The 20,478-nt window shown below is 57.0% G+C and carries 15 protein-coding genes; 9 read left to right on the top strand and 6 right to left on the bottom strand.

Annotated elements, in window-relative coordinates; all coding sequences use genetic code 11:
* Together ftsX and HMPREF0721_RS10305 are read right to left on the bottom strand one after the other, a co-directional pair.
* The coding region (gene ftsX, locus HMPREF0721_RS10310; protein WP_006599715.1) for a permease-like cell division protein FtsX at nt 1-919 on the bottom strand (919 nt) is incomplete at its 3' end.
* 158 nt (nt 920-1,077) lie between these two features.
* Entirely contained in the window at nt 1,078-1,773 is a 696-nt protein-coding gene (locus HMPREF0721_RS10305; RefSeq protein ID WP_040640068.1) for a DUF1638 domain-containing protein, read from the bottom strand.
* Nucleotides 1,774-1,929: 156 nt separating this feature from the next.
* Here HMPREF0721_RS10305 and HMPREF0721_RS10300 point away from each other — a divergent pair, with 156 nt between their 5' ends.
* From HMPREF0721_RS10300 to HMPREF0721_RS10290, 3 genes are all read left to right on the top strand, one after another.
* A complete protein-coding gene (locus HMPREF0721_RS10300; RefSeq protein WP_006599713.1) occupies nt 1,930-2,532 on the top strand; it encodes a 5-formyltetrahydrofolate cyclo-ligase in 603 nt (200 codons plus the stop codon).
* Nucleotides 2,525-3,832: a bifunctional folylpolyglutamate synthase/dihydrofolate synthase gene (locus tag HMPREF0721_RS10295; RefSeq protein ID WP_006599712.1), complete on the top strand. Its 1,308-nt coding sequence runs from the start codon at nt 2,525-2,527 to the stop codon at nt 3,830-3,832. Before HMPREF0721_RS10300 ends, HMPREF0721_RS10295 begins: the two co-directional genes overlap by 8 nt.
* A gap of 578 nt (nt 3,833-4,410) precedes the next feature.
* Nucleotides 4,411-5,691, top strand: a complete 1,281-nt coding sequence (locus HMPREF0721_RS10290; protein WP_156788743.1) for a DUF6020 family protein — start codon at nt 4,411-4,413, stop codon at nt 5,689-5,691.
* 132 nt (nt 5,692-5,823) lie between these two features.
* Here the strand turns inward: HMPREF0721_RS10290 and HMPREF0721_RS10285 are convergent, their stop codons facing one another.
* From HMPREF0721_RS10285 to HMPREF0721_RS10270, 4 genes are all read right to left on the bottom strand, one after another.
* Entirely contained in the window at nt 5,824-6,291 is a 468-nt protein-coding gene (locus HMPREF0721_RS10285; protein WP_006599710.1) for an acyl-CoA thioesterase, read from the bottom strand.
* Between the two features lie 155 nt (nt 6,292-6,446).
* Nucleotides 6,447-9,692, bottom strand: coding sequence for a carbamoyl-phosphate synthase large subunit (carB, locus tag HMPREF0721_RS10280; RefSeq protein WP_006599709.1), 3,246 nt, complete (start codon nt 9,690-9,692; stop codon nt 6,447-6,449).
* Nucleotides 9,683-10,801: a glutamine-hydrolyzing carbamoyl-phosphate synthase small subunit gene (locus HMPREF0721_RS10275; RefSeq protein ID WP_040640066.1), complete on the bottom strand. Its 1,119-nt coding sequence runs from the start codon at nt 10,799-10,801 to the stop codon at nt 9,683-9,685. Before HMPREF0721_RS10275 ends, carB begins: the two co-directional genes overlap by 10 nt.
* Nucleotides 10,802-10,898: 97 nt before the next feature.
* The gene (locus HMPREF0721_RS10270; RefSeq protein ID WP_040640065.1) at nt 10,899-12,170 is read right to left on the bottom strand and encodes an adenylosuccinate synthase; all 1,272 of its coding nucleotides are present in this window, start codon (nt 12,168-12,170) and stop codon (nt 10,899-10,901) included.
* 251 nt (nt 12,171-12,421) lie between these two features.
* Here HMPREF0721_RS10270 and HMPREF0721_RS10265 point away from each other — a divergent pair, with 251 nt between their 5' ends.
* The 6 genes from HMPREF0721_RS10265 (at nt 12,422) to HMPREF0721_RS10240 (ending at nt 20,427) form a co-directional block, all read left to right on the top strand.
* Nucleotides 12,422-13,918 (top strand): hypothetical protein, encoded by a 1,497-nt coding sequence (locus tag HMPREF0721_RS10265; protein ID WP_006599705.1) that lies wholly within the window; start codon nt 12,422-12,424, stop codon nt 13,916-13,918.
* Nucleotides 13,919-13,920: 2 nt separating this feature from the next.
* Nucleotides 13,921-14,820 carry a tRNA modification radical SAM protein MnmL/YtqA gene (gene mnmL, locus HMPREF0721_RS10260; RefSeq protein WP_006599704.1) on the top strand — a complete coding sequence of 300 codons (900 nt, stop codon included), beginning with the start codon at nt 13,921-13,923 and terminating at the stop codon, nt 14,818-14,820.
* A 23-nt stretch (nt 14,821-14,843) separates the two neighbouring features.
* Nucleotides 14,844-15,584, top strand: a complete 741-nt coding sequence (gene ymfI, locus HMPREF0721_RS10255) for an elongation factor P 5-aminopentanone reductase (protein ID WP_006599703.1) — start codon at nt 14,844-14,846, stop codon at nt 15,582-15,584.
* 138 nt (nt 15,585-15,722) lie between these two features.
* Entirely contained in the window at nt 15,723-17,837 is a 2,115-nt protein-coding gene (locus tag HMPREF0721_RS10250) for a glutamine synthetase III family protein (protein ID WP_006599702.1), read from the top strand.
* 243 nt (nt 17,838-18,080) lie between these two features.
* Entirely contained in the window at nt 18,081-18,965 is an 885-nt protein-coding gene (locus tag HMPREF0721_RS10245) for a fructose bisphosphate aldolase (protein WP_006599700.1), read from the top strand.
* A gap of 238 nt (nt 18,966-19,203) precedes the next feature.
* On the top strand, nt 19,204-20,427 hold the full coding sequence (locus HMPREF0721_RS10240) for an iron-containing alcohol dehydrogenase (RefSeq protein ID WP_006599698.1): 1,224 nt from the start codon (nt 19,204-19,206) through the stop codon (nt 20,425-20,427).
* The last annotated feature ends 51 nt before the right edge of the window (nt 20,428-20,478 follow it).

Genomic DNA, 20,478 nt, shown 5'->3' with positions numbered 1-20,478 from the left:
GCATGGACACCACCGAGCCAATGGCTCCGATCACAATGCCGTAAATCAAACAGAAAATGATTAGCGGGCCCATGATACTGCCCGGCGATACCAGCGAAGAATGCATCGGCAGGTAAACCGAGCGCGCCACATAGGCGATGGCCGCACGGTATCCCCCCCAGACGATGGCCAGCGCTACAATCGCGCCAATCGCCCCAAGCACCGTGCCCTCAAGCACAAAGGGCGAACGGATAAACCAGTCCGTCGCGCCGACGTAACGCATTACCCGAATTTCTTTGCGCCGGGCAAAACAGGTCAGTTTAATCGTGTTATAGATAATAAAGACCGACACGACGGAAAGCACCACGATGAGCACCGTCGAAAAAATATTGCTGAAATGGCTGAAAGAAACCAGCGCATCCACATATTCTTCGCCGTATTTCACCTCGGTAACGCCGTCGGCCTTCAACGATTCGGCATACTTTTTCACCGTGTTGATTTTATCCGCACTGGAAATTTTGAGATTAAAGGAAGCCGGCATCGGGTTGTTGCTGCTGTTGTATCCCGAAAGCAAGCCGGAATAATCCCCCAGGCTTTTTGAAAAATCCTGCAGCGCCTGTTCTGCCGAGACATACGTCACTTTGGTCACGTTTTGATGATTGCTGAGTTTTTCATTCAGCCGATTGACCTGATCATGGGACAGATTCGACCGTACATAAACTTTCAGTTCCAGCGCCGATTCCACATTTTGGGTGATATGGCTCAAATTGGACGAAAAAATGACAAAGATGCCCAGAATGATCAGTGCTGCGCCGATGGAAAGCACCGAAGCGACACTCATCAACTTGTTGCGCCGAATGCTGCGGCTCGTATCCCTGAAGATACTCTTTAAATACGCCCCGAAATGACCGGTGTGTTGATTTTCCTTCAAAATATTCATCCCCTAAAATCTGCGCCTCCGTCAATAGGGCGCGTGTTATAAACCGCTGTAATGCGGCGACAATGCTTTTTTATCGGATTCCCTTTGCAGAACCGTCCGAAAAATATAGCTAAATTGTAACACAATCCCCCGCGCATTTCAACACGGCATGCCCAGGCTTAAATTTCTCCGCAATCAAGTTCCAAAAAAGCCGCGCCATCGACCGGCTGCCCCGGCGGCACCACCAAGTAATGCGCATCCCAGGGCCCGGTCATCAGCTGTGAGAGCATCGCGACGCTGCCCGCCATTCGCTCGGGGCGATTGCCCAGTCGCTTCGCCAGCGCCCGAACCCGCCGCCAGGACCGATCCGGCGGGTAAGCCCCGGTATCGATCAGCGTGAGCGTTTCAAACTGACCGTAAAGCCGCCGCATCAGCGCGTCCGCCCGCACTTTACCGAAGCGTGCTTCCCAGCGCTGCCACTGCCTGTCGATGCTGTCCTCGCCGTCGAGCCAGCCCCGGGTGAAAAAATAACGATGCGCCCGCCAGGCATCAAAATCCGAATCAAAATCCGGCCGGGCGCCGGCCAAAATGCCGATACAGTCCGGCTGACGGGGGATCACCAGCTCGGCACGCCGGCTCACAAGTCCCGCCGTGCCCCCGCCGCAATAGCCATAGGCCAGCAGGATGCGCTGCACGCCGCCCGCCGCGTCCGCTTCGTCGATCACCGCCTGCAGCGCCTCCCGCATCTGCGCTGGCCTGTCGTGCATTACGGCCACCCAGCGCGTCAGCGGCGCCGCCCCCGTTTGGCGCAGCGCCAGCATCACTTCGTCTTTGAGCATGCTGCATGCCACGAACAGCGTCTTTTGATCCGACATCCCCCGCACCTCCTGCCGTTTGAATCCCTGTCGCTCTATTTTACGCTTTTTGGCCGGGCTGCGCCACGTCTTTTGACGTCGGCACCAAATTATTTTCAGCATTCGCCTTCGCCCATGATATAATTAAGCACAAATTTCACCTCCAAAGGAGACCCCATGCCCATTTCAAATCCCGCCGCACAAAAAAAACACCTTCGTCAAAAGTGGCGCGCCCATCGCGACGCGACCCACAACCCGGCCGTCGACGCGGCTGTCGGCCGGGCTTTTCTCGCGTCATCATTTTACCGCGAAGCCCGAAACCTTTTTATCTCGGTAAGCTTCGGCTCCGAACTCGATACCCACGCTTTGATCGCCCGGGCGCTGGCCGACGGCAAATGCGTGGCCGTACCCTATTGCGACACCCAAACCCATCGCATGCTGCCACTCTGGATTGAGCGTTTTCCAGACGATCTTACCCCGGGCACCATGGGCATTCTCGAGCCGGATCCCGCCTTGTGTGCTCCCGCTCTGCCAGAGACGCTTGATCTGGTGATTGTGCCGGGAATCGCCTTCACCCGCCGGGGCGTGCGCCTTGGCTACGGCGGCGGCTATTACGACCGCTTTCTCGCCCTGCTGCCGGCTCACGTCCCGACCCTTGCCCTGGCGCCGGCCTCCCAGATCACCGATGTCCTGCCCGCCGAGCCCCACGACCGGCGTTTCGGCTGGCTGCTCACCGAGGCCGGACTCACCGATTGCCGAAGGGCGGCCGCCCATGACTGAACGCGAAGCCATCGCCTACATCGAATCCCGCAGCCTTTTCGGTTCGGTGCTCGGCCTGCGCACCATCGGCGCACTCCTTGCCGAGCTGGGCCACCCGGAGCGCCGTCTGCGCGTGGTCCACGTGGCGGGCACCAACGGCAAAGGCTCCACGGCCCACCTCATCGCCGAAACCCTCACCGCCGCCGGCTACACCACCGGCCTTTACACCTCGCCGGCACTGGAATATTTTAATGAACGCATCCGCCTCGACGGAGCGCCCATCCCCGGCCCTGTGCTGGCCGCCGTCACCGAACGCGTCCGCAGTGCGGCGGAGGCCATCGTTGCCGCGGGAGACGCCGAACCCACGATCTTCGAGATCGAAACGGCCATTGCTCTTTGCTATTTTAAAGCCGCCGCGGTGGATTTCGCCGTGCTGGAGGTGGGACTCGGCGGCCGTCTCGACGCGACCAATATCATTCCCGCGCCGATCCTCGCCGTCATCACCCGCATCGGCCTCGACCACACGGAATACCTTGGCACCACGCTGACCGCCATCGCCGGAGAAAAGGCCGCCATCATCAAGCCGGGCTGCGGCGCCGTCGTGACGGCCCCCCAGCCGACCGAAGCCGCCGAAGTGATCTGTAAACGCGCACGCATTGTCGGCGCACCGCTCTACGATGCGGTCCAATTCCCGCTGACGGCCATCCGCCGCGATGTCTCGGGCCAGCGCGTGCACTGCAGCGCACCGCCTTTCGACGCTTTCGGCCCGTTCAAACTGAATTTAAAGGGCGATCACCAGCTCGAAAACGCCGCCTCGCTGCTCGCCGCCGTGCAGGCCCTTCGGGACCGAGGGGTTGCCATTCCGGACAAAGCTTTGTTAAAAACCTGCGCGCGGATCGTGTTTCCCGGGCGCTTTGAGGTGCTTTCCCCAAAACCGCTGACGCTCATTGACGGGGCTCACAACCTTGACGGCGTCACGGCTTTCGTTCAGAACGTGCGCGCCTATTTCCCGGGAAATACCGTCAATCTCTACCTCGGCATGCTCGCCGACAAGGACGTCGACCACTGCCTGGCGAAGCTCGTGCCGCTGGCCGACCGCATCACCGCCCTCACGCCGGACAGCGACCGCGCCCTGCCCGCTCGGGCCATGGCCGCGCGCATCCGGGCGCAGTATGGCCGGCCGGCCGCCGCCCTGCCGACCATCGATGCCGCGCTGGCCACCCTCGATGCGACGCCCGGCGTGCTCAATGCCTTTGTGGGCTCTCTCTATCTGATCGGGAAGGTCCGAACGGCGTTTTGTCATTCCCGCCGTTTTCATTAAATTTATTTGGAGGAATTTGGTCTATGTTTCATCTCTTTCCCAACCCGCACCGTGATCCAGTGGATTCCATGCGGCCCGGTCTAAACTTAAAATATTTAATCATGCTGCCCTGTTTTTTTATGGGTTTTACGCTTCTTTTTCTGAAATTTGCGAATACGGATTATAAATCGCCCATTTTTTATTTTGGTCTTTGCATTCTTCTTATTAATGCTTTCTCACACGGAAAGTTTCATTATAAAATTTCCCATCGCTTATTCATCTTGTTTTTTTCTATCGCGTTTTCCGCCCTGCTTATTTTAAAATCTCACATCGTATTCACGGGAAATCTACACGATCCTTTAACCCGGAATTACTTCTCCTCCCTCGGCGCAGGCGATATCTTCTATTTTTTATTGTGTTCTGTCGTCGTTTTTCTAACATTAATATACGCCATTCCCCTGTTATTTGCTGCGGCGAAAAAAATTCCGCTGTCTGAAGCAAAAGCCCCGGCTTCGAATTGGCGACACATCGCTGTCTTTGCGGCTTCACTGTTGATCCCCTGGTTCGTCGTTTATTTAGCTTTTTGGCCCGGATCAACGATGTGGAACGACATTTGGGCCATTTTGCGTCACGGACCCGTTACGGAATCCTATCGTTCTCCCTTATTTTTTAATTATGCGGTCTATTTTTTTCTTGTAAAGGTGGGGGATTTTATCGGCAATCGCAACTTCGGCTTTGCCCTTTTTACCTTTCTGCAAATGTTCTTCATGGCCTTGGCCATCGCCACTGTCTTATACTGGATGGAACGCAGAAAAATCCACAAAAAGCTGATCATCTGCGCATGGCTTTTTTATTTATGCTTTCCGGCCTTCTCCTTATTTTCGTTCACCATCGTCAAAGACGTTTGGTACAGTATTTGTTTATTCCTATGGATTCCTTTGCTCTATGATCTGGTTCAGGGGCATTCCCTTTCTTTAAAATATAAAATCGCCTATATCGCATTGATCATCGGGACGCTTATTTCCCGCAACAACGGGCCGATTATCATCCCCTTCGTCATCTTTCTCACAATTCTTATCGTTAAGAATCATCGCAGATTCTTATTGCTGGCCGCCTTAATCAGCTTTTTGGTTGTCGTTGGAACAACGGCTTTGTTATCCCGGAATACGCCCCGCCGTTTTGCCGAAAGCGTCGGCATTCCCCTTCAGCAGACAGCGATGGTGCTCTCGTGTGACGGCCAGGTTTCGTCCGCTGATAAAAAATTTCTGTATCAGATCATTGATCCGTCCGACTGGACAGGCCGATATGCCCCTTTCATCGTCGACCCGCTAAAAATGACGGAAGACGATCCCACCGCGATCAATACGGTTTTAAATGACGATTTTTTAAATCACTATCGAAAACAATTTCTGCAAGTCTATTTTCGGATTTTCAAAAACAATCCAAAATTATGCATCAAAGCCTACCTTCTTGAATCCTATGGCTTTTGGGCTTTTCATTCTGTCCACAGCAATCAGTCCTATTTAACCGTCCTGCAGGAAAACGAATTTGGTTTTTACCGCTCACCGAAATTACCCCGCCCACTGGTTCGCCCGGCAACCCATTATTATAAATATATCGGCAATTCCATCGGAAGCGCCGGAACTTTTGCATGGCTTCTTTTATCATTTTGTTTATTGCTGTTGATTTTGCCCAAGGGCAAAAAATATATCCTCATCGTTTCTCCGATGCTCTTAAACGGGCTTACCATCATGATTTCTGTCCCTATTGCCTTTGCTTTCCGATACGTGCTGTATTATTTATTTGCCTTGCCGATGTTGCTGGTTCTTTTTCCGCTCATTGTGCAAACCGCCGATAAACCTTGCCGCGGCGCGCAATAGGCCGGCTTTAACCGGCACCGCCCCTTTGGCGTTCCAATCGCGGATCCTCCCGGGCACGCGCATCGCAATAAAAACAAGCCACCCCCGGCGAAATGTCGGAAGTGGCTTTTGATTTCAGGATTGCGCATCGCCTCAGCCCCTTTCCGGATGGGGAATCCGTCCTCGGGCGATCTTGCGCTTTTCCACCAGGGTGTATAGCTTGATCTCATCCGGGGTCATCGGGGTGTAGGGGCGTACCGGCTTCGGCTTGCCGTCCCGCCCCAGGCAGACCAGCGTGAAGAACGCTGACAACGCGTGCCGCGGCCCCGCCGCCGATTTCATATCCTCGGTATCCACCGTCACATAAACTTCCAGCGAACTCTGCCCGATATAAACCAGCGACGCGGTGCACGTCACCAAATCCCCCACCATGATCGGCAGGTGAAAATCGATCTCGTCCACCCGGGCCGTCACGCAGTTCGCCTTGGCATAACGGATGCACACGGCCGCTGCCGAAGAGTCCATGAGCTTCATGATTTCGCCGCCGTGCACATTGCCCATCGCGTTGGCCTGGCTGGGCTCCATGATCTGACTGAGCACCAATTGATTCGTTATTTCCATCGCATCTTTCCTTTCTGACCGTCGCACTATCGTTCCTGTTCTTTATTGTACCCCATCCGGCGGCAAAAGGCTGCACTCTTTCGCGCCGATGGCCCGTAAAATGGCCGGCATTAAAAAAGGACCGGCAAATGGTCCTTTTATGATGCTTCAAAGCATCAGATCTCGGTGATGTCCACCAGCGAAATTTCGGCCAGTGTGCGCCCGCTTTCCAGACAGTCGAGAATCGCCCGGGCCGTGTCCAGCGCCGTGATCAGGCCGATGGAGCTTTCCACCGCCTTGCGGCGCATCTTCACCTCGTCCATGCCCGGCTGACGCCCTTTGGTCGAGGTGGAAATGACGTAGTTCACCTCGCGGCCGTCCAACAGGTCGCCGATGTTCGGACGCGCTTCCGAAAGGCGGCGCACCACGTGCACCGGAATGCCGTGTTCGCGCAGGGCCATCGCCGTGCCCACCGTCGCGTGAATCTTAAAGCCCAGATCGTGGAAGCGGCGGCCAATGCCGATGATCTCCGGCTTGTCGAGATCCCGCACGGTCAAAAGCGCCGCCCCTTCCCGGGCCATTTCCGAGCCGCTGGCCACCAGCCCTTTATAAATCGCGTCGCCGAAATGCTTCGCCACGCCAAGGACCTCTCCGGTGGATTTCATCTCCGGCCCGAGCTGCGTGTCCACATCCTCAAGCTTCGAGAAGGAGAACACCGGCACCTTCACCGCCACGTAATCCTTCGCCGGGTTGAGCCCCGGGGCGTAGCCCATGTCGGCGAGGCTTTCGCCCATCATGATGCGCGTCGCCATATCAACCATCGGAATATCCGTGACCTTGGAGATATAGGGCACCGTCCGGGACGACCGCGGGTTCACCTCGATCACGTAGACCGTTTCGTCCATCACCACGTATTGGATGTTCACCAGGCCGATGACGTGCAGCGCGCGGGCGAGCTTGCCGGTGTAGTCCACGATCGTATCCCGCACCTTCTGAGAGAGCGTCTGCGGCGGATACACCGAGATGGAATCGCCGGAGTGCACCCCGGCCTTTTCGACATGCTCCATGATGCCGGGGATCAGATAATCCGTGCCGTCGCAGATCGCGTCGACCTCCACCTCCTTGCCCATCAGATATTTATCGACGAGCACCGGATTGGTGATTTCGTGGGCAGTGATGATGCCCATGTATTCCTCCACGTCGGCGTCAGAGTGGGCAATGATCATGTTCTGGCCGCCGAGCACATAGGACGGGCGCAAAAGCACCGGATAGCCCAGACGGCGCGCCACGGCCACCGCCTCCTCGGTCTTGAACACCGTATCGCCCTTCGGCCGGGGGATGCCGCAGCTTTCGACCAGCTCGTCAAAGCGCTCGCGGTCTTCCGCCGCATCGATATATCGGGGATCCGTCCCCAGAATCGGTACGGCGATTGCGTCCAGATGCTGGGTCAGCTTGATGGCCGTCTGCCCGCCGAACTGCACGATGGCGCCGTCGGGCTTCTCCGTTTCGACGATAGCCCGCACGTCCTCCGCGGTTAACGGTTCAAAATAAAGCCGGTCGGACGTATCGAAGTCCGTCGAGACGGTTTCGGGGTTGTTGTTCACGATGATCGCCTCGTAGCCCAGCTCCCGCAAAGCCCAGGCGCAGTGCACCGAGCAATAATCGAACTCGATGCCCTGGCCGATGCGGATCGGGCCGGAGCCGAAGACCATGATGCGCTTTTTGCCTGTGGGATGGTCGGCGAGAAATTCCGCCGCTTCGTTTTCGTCGTCCCGGGTCGAATAGAAATAAGGCGTTTCGGCCGAGAATTCGCCGGCGCAGGTATCGACCATTTTAAAGGACGCATAGGGCCGCATGGCGACCTTTTCGGCCGGCAGCTCGAGCCGGCAGGCTTTTTCGTCAAAGGGCACGCCGGCCAGACGGGCGATCGTGCCGTCCTGAAAGCCCAGCTCCCGGGCGACCGTCAGCCGTTCGGCGCCGCGTTCGCCGCCGAGCCCCTTCTCGCTCAGATCCCGCTCCATCGTGGCCAGATGGCGCAGCTTGTCGAGGAACCACATATCGATGCGGGTAATATCGTGCACCTGGGCGGCCGGCATGCCGCGATACAGCGCTTCGTAAACCACGAAGCAGCGCTCGTCATCCTTGCGGCCCAGCGCTTCAAGAATTTCCGCATCGGTGGCTTTCCGGTATTTTTCCACTGAAAGGGTGTCGAAACCCAGCTCGATGGAGCGCACAGCCTTCATCATCGCGTGCTCGAAGCTGTTCCCGATGGCCATGATTTCCCCGGTGGCCTTCATCTGGGTGCCCAGCGTCCGGCGAGCATAAACAAATTTGTCGAAGGGCCAGCGCGGAAACTTCACGACGATATAATCGAGCACCGGCTCGAAGCAGGCCGGCGTCTTGCCGGTGATGTCGTTGACGATCTCGTCGAGGCTGAAGCCCACGGCGATCAGCGCCGCGATCTTGGCGATGGGATAGCCCGTCGCCTTGGAAGCCAGCGCCGAGGAGCGCGACACCCGGGGGTTGACTTCGATCACCGCGTAATTAAAATTATCGGGGTTCAGGGCGAACTGGCAGTTGCATCCCCCTTCGACCTTCAGGGTCGAGATGATCTTCAGCGCCGACGTACGCAGCATCTGATATTCCTTGTCGGAGAGGGTCTGACAGGGGGCGACGACGATGGAATCGCCGGTGTGAATGCCCACCGGGTCGAAGTTTTCCATCGAGCACACGGTGATGACATTGCCCTTGCCGTCGCGCATCACCTCAAACTCGATCTCCTTCCAACCGGAGATATCCCGCTCGATGAGCACCTGATGAATCGGCGAGAGGCGCAGGCCCCGGGTCGCGATGTGGTCGAGCGCTTCCGGCGCGGCCGCAATACCGCCGCCGGTGCCCCCGAGGGTAAAGGCCGGCCGCACGATCACCGGATAGCCGATCTGCCCCGCAAAATCCAGGGCATCCTCCAGGGATTCCACCACCTTGGATGGGATGGTCGGCTCGCCGATTTCCCGCATCGTGTCTTTAAAAGCCTGACGGTCCTCCGCCTTGTCGATGGTCGTCACGTCGGCGCCGAGCAGCGCCACGCCGTTGGCTTCCAGAAACCCTTCCTTCGCCAGCTGCATCGAGAGATTCAGCCCCGTCTGACCGCCGAGGGTTGAAAGCAGACCGTCGGGTTTTTCCTTTTGAATCACCCGCTTGACCACGTCCAAAGTCAGCGGCTCGATATAAATTTCGTCGGCCATGGCCTTGTCGGTCATGATCGTCGCCGGATTGGAATTGATCAGCACCACCTCGAGCCCGGCCTGGCGCAGCGCCTTGCAGGCCTGGGTGCCGGCGTAGTCAAATTCCGCGGCCTGGCCGATGACAATGGGCCCCGAGCCGATGACGAGTACTTTTTTGAGATTCTGTTTTAAAGGCATCCCTGCTGTCCCCTTTCCATCATGTCGGTAAATTTTTCAAACAAATAACCGGTGTCGTTGGGCCCGGCCGACGCTTCCGGATGGAATTGCACCGTGAACGCGTGCGCATCCGGATAGTCGATGCCCTCGCAGGTGCCGTCATTCATGTTGATATGGGTCACCCGGCCGGCGCCCTGCGGCAGGCTGTCGCCGATCACGGCGTATCCGTGGTTTTGGGAGGTGATATACACCCGGTCCTTGTCGAGATCCTTCACCGGCTGATTAAGCCCGCGATGGCCGAAAGGCATTTTTTCGGTCTTCGCGCCGTTGGCCAGCGCCATCAGCTGATGGCCGAGGCAGATGCCGAAAATCGGTTTGCCGTAGTCGATAAAGCGTTTGATGTTGTCGATGATTGCGCCGTTGTCCGTCGGATCGCCGGGGCCGTTGGAGAGCATGATCCCGTCCGGATTGAGCTCGCGGATCTCAGCCATCGTCGTGCCCGCCGGCATCACTGTCACGTTGCAGCCGTATTGCAGCAGCTTGTTCAGAATATTGTGCTTGTAGCCGTAATCCATCAGCGCAACGTGATTGGCCCGGTTTTCCCGGTTATAATACCAATCCATTTTCGGCACCGTCACCTGCTGCACCGGGTTGACGATTTTGTAGGCGCGGATCTGCGCCAAAAGCACATCTTCCCTGTCTTTGATGTCTTCCGTGGTGATGCAGCCGTTCATCGTGCCGTTATCCCGGATTTTTCGGGTCAATCTCCGGGTATCCACGTTCCAGATGCCCACCTTGCCCTGGGACTTGAGGAAGGCGTCGATGTTGCCCGCCTCCCGGAAATTGGATGGCTCCTCGCACCATTCCCGGACGATATAGCCGGCGACCCAGCTCTTTTCGCTTTCCATATCGCTCTTGTTCACCCCGTAGTTGCCGATCAGCGGATAGGTCTGCATCACGATCTGCCCGTAATAAGACGGATCGGTCAGAACTTCCTGATAGCCGGTCATCCCCGTGGTAAAAACCATTTCACCAATGGTCGTCCCCTCACAGCCGAAATGATACCCTTCAAAAAGCGTGCCGTCCTCCAGGAGGATATAGGCACGCTTGTCTTTTTTGAAATACGACATCTTACCACCTTTCCATTGTCTTTCGCCCAAAGGCGCCTGTGTTCAATGCGTTGTTTCGTTTGATTGCTTTCTATGATGTTTTTAATGCCGCTGCCGATCAACGTGTCGCCAGGGCTTCACGGTCTGCCCCGACTCCGACGTAATGAATCGGCGCGCCGATGCGTTCTTCAATAAAGCGGATATAGTTTCGGGCGTTTTCCGGCAGATCGGCAATTTTGCGGATCCCGGTGGTCGGCGTTCTCCAGCCCGGCAGTGTTTCGTAAATCGGTTCGACTCGTTCCAGCTCGTCGGTATTCGGGAAATGATCGATCTTCCGGCCGTCCAATTGATAACCGGTGCACACCTTGATACTGTCGAGATCGTCAAGCTTGTCAATTTTGCACAGGGCCACTTCGTCAAAGCCGTTAATCATCGTGGTATAGCGCAGCACGGGAAGATCCAGCCAGCCGAGCCGGCGGGAACGGCCGGTGCGGGCGCCGAATTCATCGTCGGCCTTGGAGCCGTCTCCGCGGATAATGGCAATCTGGGGATCGTCGGCATCCTCTGTCGGGAAGGGGCCGGCCCCTACCGCCGATGAAAAGGCCTTGGCCACGCCGATGACCTTATCGATTTTTTTCGCCGGAAAACCGCCAGTCACGGCGGCATAAGCCGCCGACGGACAGGATGAGGTCACGTAGGGATAAATCCCCTGATCGATGTCCTTCATCGCGGCCAGCTGTCCTTCGAAAAGGATGTTTTTGCCCGCGTCGATGTAACGGTGCAGATAGCTGATGGGGTCAACGATGCGGTCGGCAAAGCGGTCCGCCCAGCTCCCGAGCTTTTCATCCAGCTCGGCCAGCGCCACGGCTTCGCCGCCGTAGGCCGCCAGCATATTGTTGACCACGTCGAGATAGACCGTCAGCTTTTCGTGGGCGCGGGACAAATCGAGCAAGTCTTCCATACGCAGATTCTTGCGCAGCATCTTATAGGCATAGCACACGCCGATGCCCCGCTTGGTGGTGCCGATGCCGCCCTTAGCCTCCATCAGCTCGTCGAGCTTCTGGTGATAGGGCATCAGAATATGCGCCTTACCGGAAATGCGCAGATTATCGGTGGTGACGCCCGCCGCTTCGATCTGGGCCATCTCCTCGGCGAGCACATCGGGATTGACCACGGTGCCGGTGCCGATGAGGCTTTCACCGTTTTTATTGAAAATGCCGCTGGGAATCAGGTGGAGCTTGAACACCCCGGCATCGTTGATCACGGTGTGCCCGGCGTTGTCCCCGCCCTGAAAGCGGACGATCAGATCCTGCTTGTCCGCAAGGTAGTCGATGATCTTGCCCTTGCCTTCGTCGCCCCACTGAGCGCCGACGAGTACTGTAATTGCCATTTTTAAATCCTTTCGCAGCGAAAAACATCGCCAAATTATTTTCAAGATGAAATGAACCGCAATAACTCATTTTTATTATAGCATAAGCCTTCGCCGCGATAAAGCAAAAGAACAATGATTCCCTTATCAAAAATGGTGCAGGATCGACAAATTTTCGCTTTGTCATTCGTCAAGCAGTCCTCTATAATAAAGGAAACCACCGCGGTTTGCCGATGGTGATTTTAATCCTCACAATTCCTTGGAGAAAACACATGCTCAATCCCTATGTCTGGCAGCTTTATCTGAACGGTCCCGGTCGAAAGACCGTTGCCTTTTTTAAAAAGAATCTCTCGATCACTTTCACCAAAGACTACGCTGACGACATTTACCGATTTCACCGGCTTTATTGTCCAAGCGAAAATATTTTGAAAGAGCATCATCGTCAACTTGTGGATCTGCATAAAACGCACCCCAATATCAAACGTTTCGTCTCCAGTGTGCGTAATGCACTATCCTCAACGCGCGATTGCTATTCTCTTCTCAACGATCTTTATGAAGTCCTTGAAGAAGATCTGGAAAAGCCCAATGCTATTTTTTCAGAATTTTCCACGGGCATCGCCTATTACACAACGCTGATGGCTATCGAATCGCCGGAGTGGTGCGTCCCCTATTATTTTCAGTACACTTTTAACGTGCTCACGCGCATTGCGGAGACCTTTGGCATCGACCTGCCCGAGATTCCTCCCAAAAAAGATTACCGCGGCCGCTTTTTCTATTACGCCAAAATCTGCGAAACGCTTAAAGCCTTTCGTGAAATCCATCACCTGTCGCCATATGAGCTTTGCGCGTTTCTCTACGATTTTGCCCCGCGCTATATCGGCGGCACCAAAAGCTTTATCATTCCCGTTGAAAAGCTCCCTGAACCGAAAAGCGTCTATTTCATCGGCGGCGCCAAAGACGACGCCTTTCTTTCCAAGCACACCCATACCATCACGCCGTGGCAATGCAGTCCTGACACCTTGGCCGGCGACGTCATCGTCATGTACCTGCGTTCGCCGATCAGTGCCATCGACAGCATTTGGCGCAGCGTCTCCACGGGCTTTAACGATCCCTTTTTCTATTATTATCGCTGCACCTATATCGCCCAGCCAAAGAGCATATCGCGATTTTCCCTTCAGGCGATGCGGCAGGATCCAATCTTCTCGAAACTGTCGACTGTTCGCAAAAATATGCAAGGGATTAACGGCGTTGAATTGCAGCCTTCGGTCTACAACCACCTGCTCGATCTTACCCACGCATCGCTGCCCAAATTGGCCGCCCCATCCGCCGGAGACGACAGCGTCCATCCCATCGCGCGGGAAAAAGATGTAGAAGATCAGCTTATCAAACCCTTTTTAAAACGTTTGGGGTATTCAGAACAGGATTATGAGCAACAGCTTTATATTCCCATCGGCAACCACAACGGCACACTGATCCCCGATTTTGTGATCCGTCCGCGGATTCAAAACGAAAACCCCACCGCCTTTTTTCTCATTGAAGCGAAAAAATCCATCGCCGCCGCCCGCGATCTCGAAGATGCAAAACGACAGGCACGAAGCTACGCCAGGCAGTTAAACGCCGCCTTTACCGTGGTCGCTTCTCAGGAGGGTCTCTGGATCGCCTCGGTCGCAGACGACTACACACAGGACATCCTTATCCATACCTGGGATGAGCTTAAAAACGTCGATTGTTTTCACGCCGTGGCCGCACGCCTCGGCAAAGCGCGATAACCATGCACCATCTCTCTTTTTCCGACGAACTCAAAGCCCGCTTCGGCACCAAAGTCTATAAACTCTCCCTGACCAGTGGCTGCACCTGTCCCAATCGGGACGGCACTCTGGGCACCGGCGGATGCACTTTTTGCTCCGCCGGAGGCTCCGGCGAATTTGCCGCGCCCTTTACGCCCATCGCCGATCAGATCCGCGCCGCCAAAAAACGCGTCGATCCCAAATTTCCCAAAAGCATCCCGCCGGCCGACCGGCGCTACCTCGCCTATTTTCAAAGCTACACCAACACGTACGGCGATCCCGAAAGACTCGGCGCCCTTTGGGAGGCCGCCGCCGCTCCCGGCGACATCGTCGGACTTTCGGTGGGCACCCGGCCGGACTGCCTGCCCCCGCCCATCCTAAACGCGCTTTCCGCCGTTAACCGCACAAAGCCCGTCTGGGTGGAACTCGGCCTGCAGACCATCCACCCCCGCACCGCGCGGGCCATTCACCGCGGCTACGATCTGCCGGTTTTCGAGCGGGCCTATCGCGATTTGACCGACCGGGGCATCGCCGTCGTCGTCCATGTGATTTTGGGGCTGCCCGGCGAAAGCCGGGACGATATGCTCGCCACGGTGCGCTATCTCGCGCATCTCGCACCCGCTCTCGCCGGCATCAAGCTTCAGTTGCTGCACATTTTAAAGGGCACCGCTCTGGCCGAACAATACGCGGCCGATCCCTTTCCGCTGTTTTCCCTCGACGACTATTGCGCGCTCGTCGTCGACTGCCTGAAACTTTTGCCCGAGCAAACGGCCATCCACCGGCTAACCGGAGACGGCCCGAAGCGCCTGCTGATTGCGCCGATGTGGTCCGCCGACAAGCGCCGGGTGATGAACACCCTGCGCGCCGCCATCGCCCGCGCTTGATTTTTAATTATAGGAGTTTTTTTATGATCCGTTCAACAAACCCGCAAAATCTGACGGCGCTGGTCACCGGAGCCTCCCGGGGCATCGGCGCCGCCATCGCCGAAACCCTCGCCGCCCAGGGCTGCGATCTCGTCCTCACCTGCCGCGACGCCATGGCCGAGCTGGATGCCTTGACTGCGCGCCTGTGCGAAACCCACGACGTCCGGGTGTGCGCCGCGCGCTGCGACGCCGGCGACCCCGAAGCGGTGGCCGCCCTTTTTGCCGGCATCGACCGGCTGGACATCCTCGTGAACAACGCCGGCACCGATCACATCGGCCTGCTGCAGGACATGGCTCTGGATGAATGGGACCGCCTTGTCGCCACCAATCTCTCGGCCTGTTTTTACTCCTGCCGGCTGGCCATTCCGCTGTTCCTGCGTCATGACACCGGCGCCATCGTGAACATCTCCTCGGTATGGGGGAAGGTCGGCGCGTCTGCCGAGGCCGCGTATTCGGCCACCAAGGGCGGCGTCAACGCCCTGACCCGCGCCCTGGCCAAGGAACTCGCGCCCAGCCGCATCCCCGTCAACGCCGTCGCCTGCGGTTTTATCGACACGGCGATGAACGCCGGCTTCTCCAAAGCGGAGCGCGCGGCCATCCGCGCCGAGATCCCCGCCGACCGCTTCGCCGCCCCTGCCGAAGTGGCCGCGGCGGTGTGGCGTCTGCTCGCCATGCCGGACTATCTCACCGGACAGATCATCGCCTTCGACGGCGGCTGGATTTGAACAGCCGGCGCCGCGTTTTTTCTTCGCGGCCTTTCTTGCTTTTTCCCGCCGTCCATGGTTATAATGGGCTGAAGTAATTCAGAAGTGATTTCTAAAAACGATATAGCGATGCATCGTTTCGATTCAAAAGGAGAACCCATGCCAGACGAAATGATCAAAGACCAGAAGGACGACATCATCGAATTGTTCGGTTCGAAAGTCTTTAATATTACCGTGATGCGCAAGCGCCTGCCGGGACATATCTATAAGAGCATGATGCGCACGATCAAAGACGACCTGCCGCTGGAAAGCGAAGTGGCCGAAGTCGTCGCCAACGCCATGAAGGACTGGGCCATGGAGCTGGGCGCCACCCATTTCACCCATTGGTTCCAGCCGATGACGGGCATCACCGCTGAAAAGCACGATGCCTTTATCAGCCCCACCGACGAGGGCAAGGTCATCATGGAATTTTCCGGCAAGGAGCTCATCAAAGGCGAACCGGATGCCTCTTCCTTCCCTTCCGGCGGGCTGCGGGCGACCTTTGAAGCCCGGGGTTACACCGCCTGGGACCCGACCTCCTTCGCCTTCGTGAAGGGCACAACCCTCTACATCCCCACGACCTTCGTTTCTTATTCCGGCGAAGTGCTCGACAAAAAGACGCCGCTGCTCCGCTCGATGAAGGCCGTCTCTGACGAGGCCGTCCGCATTTTAAAGCTCTTCGGCAAAACCGACGTGAAAAAGGTGACCACTACCGTCGGCGCCGAGCAGGAATATTTCCTCATCGACCGCGACATGTATAAACAGCGCCAGGATCTCATCATGACCGGGCGCACCCTCTTTGGCTCCAATGCGCCCAAGGGCCAGGATATGAGCAATCACTATTTCGGCCGGCTGCGCACCCGGGTTTACAACTTTATGTGCGATGTGGATCACGAATTGTGGTCTCTCGGCATCCCCAGCAAGACCCGCCACAACGAAGTGGCCCCCGCCCAACACGAACTCGCCCCGGTATTCTCCACCACCAATTTGGCAACGGACAATAACCAGGTCATCATGGAAACGCTGATCCGCGTGGCCAAACGCCACCATCTGGCCTGCCTGCTCCACGCCAAGCCCTTCAAGGGTGTCAACGGCTCTGGCAAGCACGACAACTGGGCCATGTCCACCGACACCGGCGAGAACCTCTTCGACCCGGGAAAGGATCCGGCAAATAATCTGCAATTTCTGACCTTCCTCATCGCGGTGATCGAAGGGATCGACCGCTATCCGGAAATCCTGCGCTCCACCGTGGCCTCGGCGGGCAACGACCACCGTCTCGGCGGTGACGAAGCGCCCCCGGCCATCATCTCGATCTTCCTCGGTGATCAGCTCGACAGCGCGCTCAAGCAGCTGGCCGGCGAAGACGTCAAAAGCCCCCACAACCACATTATGGACACCGGGATCGAATCTGTCCCGAACTTCGTTTCCGACGCCACCGACCGCAACCGCACCTCGCCCTTCGCCTTCACCGGCAACCGCTTTGAGTTCCGCATGGTCGGCTCCCAGCAATCCATCGCCGGGCCGAACATCGCCCTCAATACCATCGCGGCCCAGGTGCTCGGCGAATACGCGGACATTCTTGAATCATCCGACGATTTCGAAGGGGAGCTGAAGGCCCTGCTCCGGGATCGGCTGGCCAAGCACCGCCGCATCATTTTTAACGGCAACAACTATTCCGAAGAATGGGTGGCCGAGGCAGCCCGCCGCGGTCTGCCCAACCTGGCCGACACGCCGGCGGCCTTCGCCGACTACTGCCTGCCCAAAAACCTCGACCTGATGGAAAAGCACGATATTTATTCCCGCAAGGAAATGCAGGCCCGCCAGGAAATTCACCTGGAGGAATACGCCCACACCATCAGCATCGAGGCGCGCACCATGCTCTCCATCGCCAAACGGGAAATCGTCCCCGCCTGTCTGGACTATATGCGCGATCTTTCCACCGGCCTGACCCAGAAAAAAGCGCTGGGGCTGCCCGTGGATCACGCTGCCGAAATGACCATTCTCACCAAGGCCTCAAATCTGACGGACCAAATGATCGCGAAAATCGACACGCTGGAGACGCTGAATTATGAGGCCGACGCCCTCAGCGACGAGCAGGCCGCCGCCGATTTTTACGGCACTAAGGTGCTCGGCGCGATGAATACGCTGCGGGAAACCGCCGATCAGCTCGAAATCATCGTCGGCAAAAAATACTGGCCCTACCCGATCTATCAGGATCTGCTTTTCTACGTTTAAAAAACTGACCATCAAGCGCCGCTTCGGCGGCGCTTTTTTAATGCGCGGTTTTGGGCGTCGGGCATCCAAAAGCTTTCGCACTGGCCAAATCTTTCTGTAAAAGAAATTAATGGGTCTGAATTTTCCATCCGGCGAACACCGGATTGCTTGCAACGCGTTGTCATCCGTTGTAGAATATAAAGGGAGCGTAATGTTCCCGCTTGTTTTCTCGCCCCTTGACGGGGACTATTCAGGAGGTAATTTATGACAGACGATCAATTAAAACGCATGGCAACGGCCAAGGGATTCATTGCCGCCTTGGATCAAAGCGGCGGCAGCACGCCCAAAGCCCTCAAGGCCTATGGTGTTCCCAAGGACTACTACCGCACCGACGAGGAAATGTTCAACCTGATTCACGAAATGCGCACCCGCATCATCACCAGTCCCTCGTTTACCCGTGAGCACATCATCGCCGCCATTCTGTTTGAAAATACGATGGACCGCCAGATCGAAGGCCAATACACCGCCGATTATCTATGGGACAAAAAGGGTATTTTGCCCATTTTAAAAGTCGATAAGGGGCTGGCCGCCGAAGCCGACGGCGTCCAGCTGATGAAGCCCATGCCGCAGCTTGACGATCTGCTGGCGCGCGCCAAGACGCGCCACATTTTCGGCACCAAAATGCGCTCGGTCATCAAATCGGCCAACACGAAGGGCATCGCAGCCATCGTCGATCAGCAATTTGAAATTGGCCGCCGCATCGCCGCTGCCGGATTCGTGCCGATTCTCGAGCCGGAAGTCGATATCCACGCGGCGGATAAAGCCGACTGCGAAGCCATGCTCCTCGCAGAAATCAACAAACACCTGGCCGATCTGAACGATGACGAAAAGATCATGTTCAAAGTGAGCATTCCCAGCGTCGACGGGCTATACAGCAAGATCATGGCCGACGCCCATGTCGTGCGCGTCGTGGCACTTTCCGGCGGCTATTCCCGGAACGATGCCTGCGAACGCCTGGCGAGAAATCCCGGCCTCATCGCGAGCTTCTCCCGCGCGCTTACCGAGGGCCTCACCCGTCGGATGAACGGCCCCGATTTCAATTACATGCTGGGGCAGGCCATCGACCAAATTTACCGGGCCTCACTCTGAATATCCGCGTTTAATCAACCGCTGCTTTCGCAGCGGTTTTTTATTGGCTGTCAGGCGGTTTCGCCGGTATTCTTTATTCAACGGCGCCAAAGCGCTTTGTGCGGTTGTCTTAATTCTTAAGTTCCCATTGGCGCCAGGCCAACTATTTCATGACATTCCCCGATGCCTGCGTTATAATAATTAAATATTTTAATTCTGATCTTATTTTTTCAGCTTGCAAAGCATTGAGAGGTGAACCATGACGCTTCCAAAAATCGTTTATCGTCTTCCCCAATATACCGCCCGAGTCGCGCTGCCCCTGATGAAATTTCCCGAACCACCGACGTTAAAGGGAGCGGGCATGGTCACCCGCTTCCCCGAAGTCATAGCGACCACCGGCATCCGCCGGGTGCTTGTCGTCTGCGGACCCACCGTCTATGCTTCGGGCATGCTCTCCCCCTTCCTGGATGCCCTGGAGGCAAACGGCATCGTCCCGGTCGTCTTCCATGGGGTCAGTCCCAATCCGACCTTTAAAAACGTGTACGCCGCCATCGAAATGTATCAGTCCCATTTCTGTGACAGCGTCGTGGCCTTCGGCGGCGGCTCCGCCATCGACTGCGCCAAGATCACTGCGGCCAAAATCACCAACGACAAACCCATCGAGCGCATGGCCGGCCTCTTTCGGCTGGCGCACCGCCTGCCACCCTTTTTTGCTGTGCCTACCACCGCCGGCAGCGGCAGTGAAGCCAGCATCGCCGCCGTCGTCACCAACGAGGAACGGCACAAAAAACTCAAAATGGCCGACGCCAAGCTCTGTCCGCTGGCCGTCGTGCTCGACCCGGAGCTCACCCGCTCGATGCCGGCAGACGTCACGGCCTATGCCGGCATGGACGCCCTGACGCACGCCGTCGAGGCCTATATCGGTCTGTTCGACACGCCCTATGTCCGCGAAAAATCCCTGGATGCCAGCCGGCGCATCCTCGCCGCCCTGCCAAAAGCCTTCGACGACCCCGACGATCTCGATGCGCGCCTGACCATGCAGGAAGCCGCGATGGATGCCGGCAAGGCCTTCACCCGGGCCATGGTAGGCTATGTCCACGCCATCGCTCACGCCGTCGGCGGACTTTACAACCTGTCCCACGGCCTGGCCTGTGCGGCGATCCTGCCCCGGGTGCTCGCCTTTTCCAAACCGGTGGCGACCCAGAAGCTGGCCGAACTGGCCTATAATGCCGAACTCGGCGGTCCGGAGTGCAGCGATGAGGAGCTTGCCGACGCTCTCATCGCAGAAATCGAAGCAATGAACCGCCGCTTTGGCATTCCCCAAACGCTTGATGCACTGCGCGTCGAGGACATCCCCGAACTCGCCCGTCTCGCCCTGGCCGAGGCCAACCCGGTCTATCCCGTGCCACGCATCATGGATTACAACGACTGCATCGAGCTTCTGGGAAAACTCCTTCCCGAAGACAAAACGCCCCGCTACTAAAACAAAAAACAACCGAACGCCAAAAACGGCGGCAGGCCTAAAATGTACCGA

The organism is Pseudoramibacter alactolyticus ATCC 23263, assembly GCF_000185505.1.
Classification (GTDB): domain Bacteria; phylum Bacillota; class Clostridia; order Eubacteriales; family Eubacteriaceae; genus Pseudoramibacter; species Pseudoramibacter alactolyticus.
The sequence above is the reverse complement of the archived record's forward strand: the minus strand, read 5'-3'. Positions and strand labels throughout refer to the sequence as shown.

Bases quoted from the DNA above. Each gene is read 5' to 3' on its own strand.
- HMPREF0721_RS10305 (WP_040640068.1), bottom strand. From the start codon at position 1,773: ATGTCGGATCAAAAGACGCTGTTCGTGGCATGCAGCATGCTCAAAGAC.
- HMPREF0721_RS10300 (WP_006599713.1), top strand. From the start codon at position 1,930: ATGCCCATTTCAAATCCCGCCGCACAAAAAAAACACCTTCGTCAAAAG.
- HMPREF0721_RS10295 (WP_006599712.1), top strand. From the start codon at position 2,525: ATGACTGAACGCGAAGCCATCGCCTACATCGAATCCCGCAGCCTTTTC.
- HMPREF0721_RS10290 (WP_156788743.1), top strand. From the start codon at position 4,411: ATGTGGAACGACATTTGGGCCATTTTGCGTCACGGACCCGTTACGGAA.
- HMPREF0721_RS10285 (WP_006599710.1), bottom strand. From the start codon at position 6,291: ATGGAAATAACGAATCAATTGGTGCTCAGTCAGATCATGGAGCCCAGC.
- carB (WP_006599709.1), bottom strand. From the start codon at position 9,692: ATGCCTTTAAAACAGAATCTCAAAAAAGTACTCGTCATCGGCTCGGGG.
- HMPREF0721_RS10275 (WP_040640066.1), bottom strand. From the start codon at position 10,801: ATGTCGTATTTCAAAAAAGACAAGCGTGCCTATATCCTCCTGGAGGAC.
- HMPREF0721_RS10270 (WP_040640065.1), bottom strand. From the start codon at position 12,170: ATGGCAATTACAGTACTCGTCGGCGCTCAGTGGGGCGACGAAGGCAAG.
- HMPREF0721_RS10265 (WP_006599705.1), top strand. From the start codon at position 12,422: ATGCTCAATCCCTATGTCTGGCAGCTTTATCTGAACGGTCCCGGTCGA.
- mnmL (WP_006599704.1), top strand. From the start codon at position 13,921: ATGCACCATCTCTCTTTTTCCGACGAACTCAAAGCCCGCTTCGGCACC.
- ymfI (WP_006599703.1), top strand. From the start codon at position 14,844: ATGATCCGTTCAACAAACCCGCAAAATCTGACGGCGCTGGTCACCGGA.
- HMPREF0721_RS10250 (WP_006599702.1), top strand. From the start codon at position 15,723: ATGCCAGACGAAATGATCAAAGACCAGAAGGACGACATCATCGAATTG.
- HMPREF0721_RS10245 (WP_006599700.1), top strand. From the start codon at position 18,081: ATGACAGACGATCAATTAAAACGCATGGCAACGGCCAAGGGATTCATT.
- HMPREF0721_RS10240 (WP_006599698.1), top strand. From the start codon at position 19,204: ATGACGCTTCCAAAAATCGTTTATCGTCTTCCCCAATATACCGCCCGA.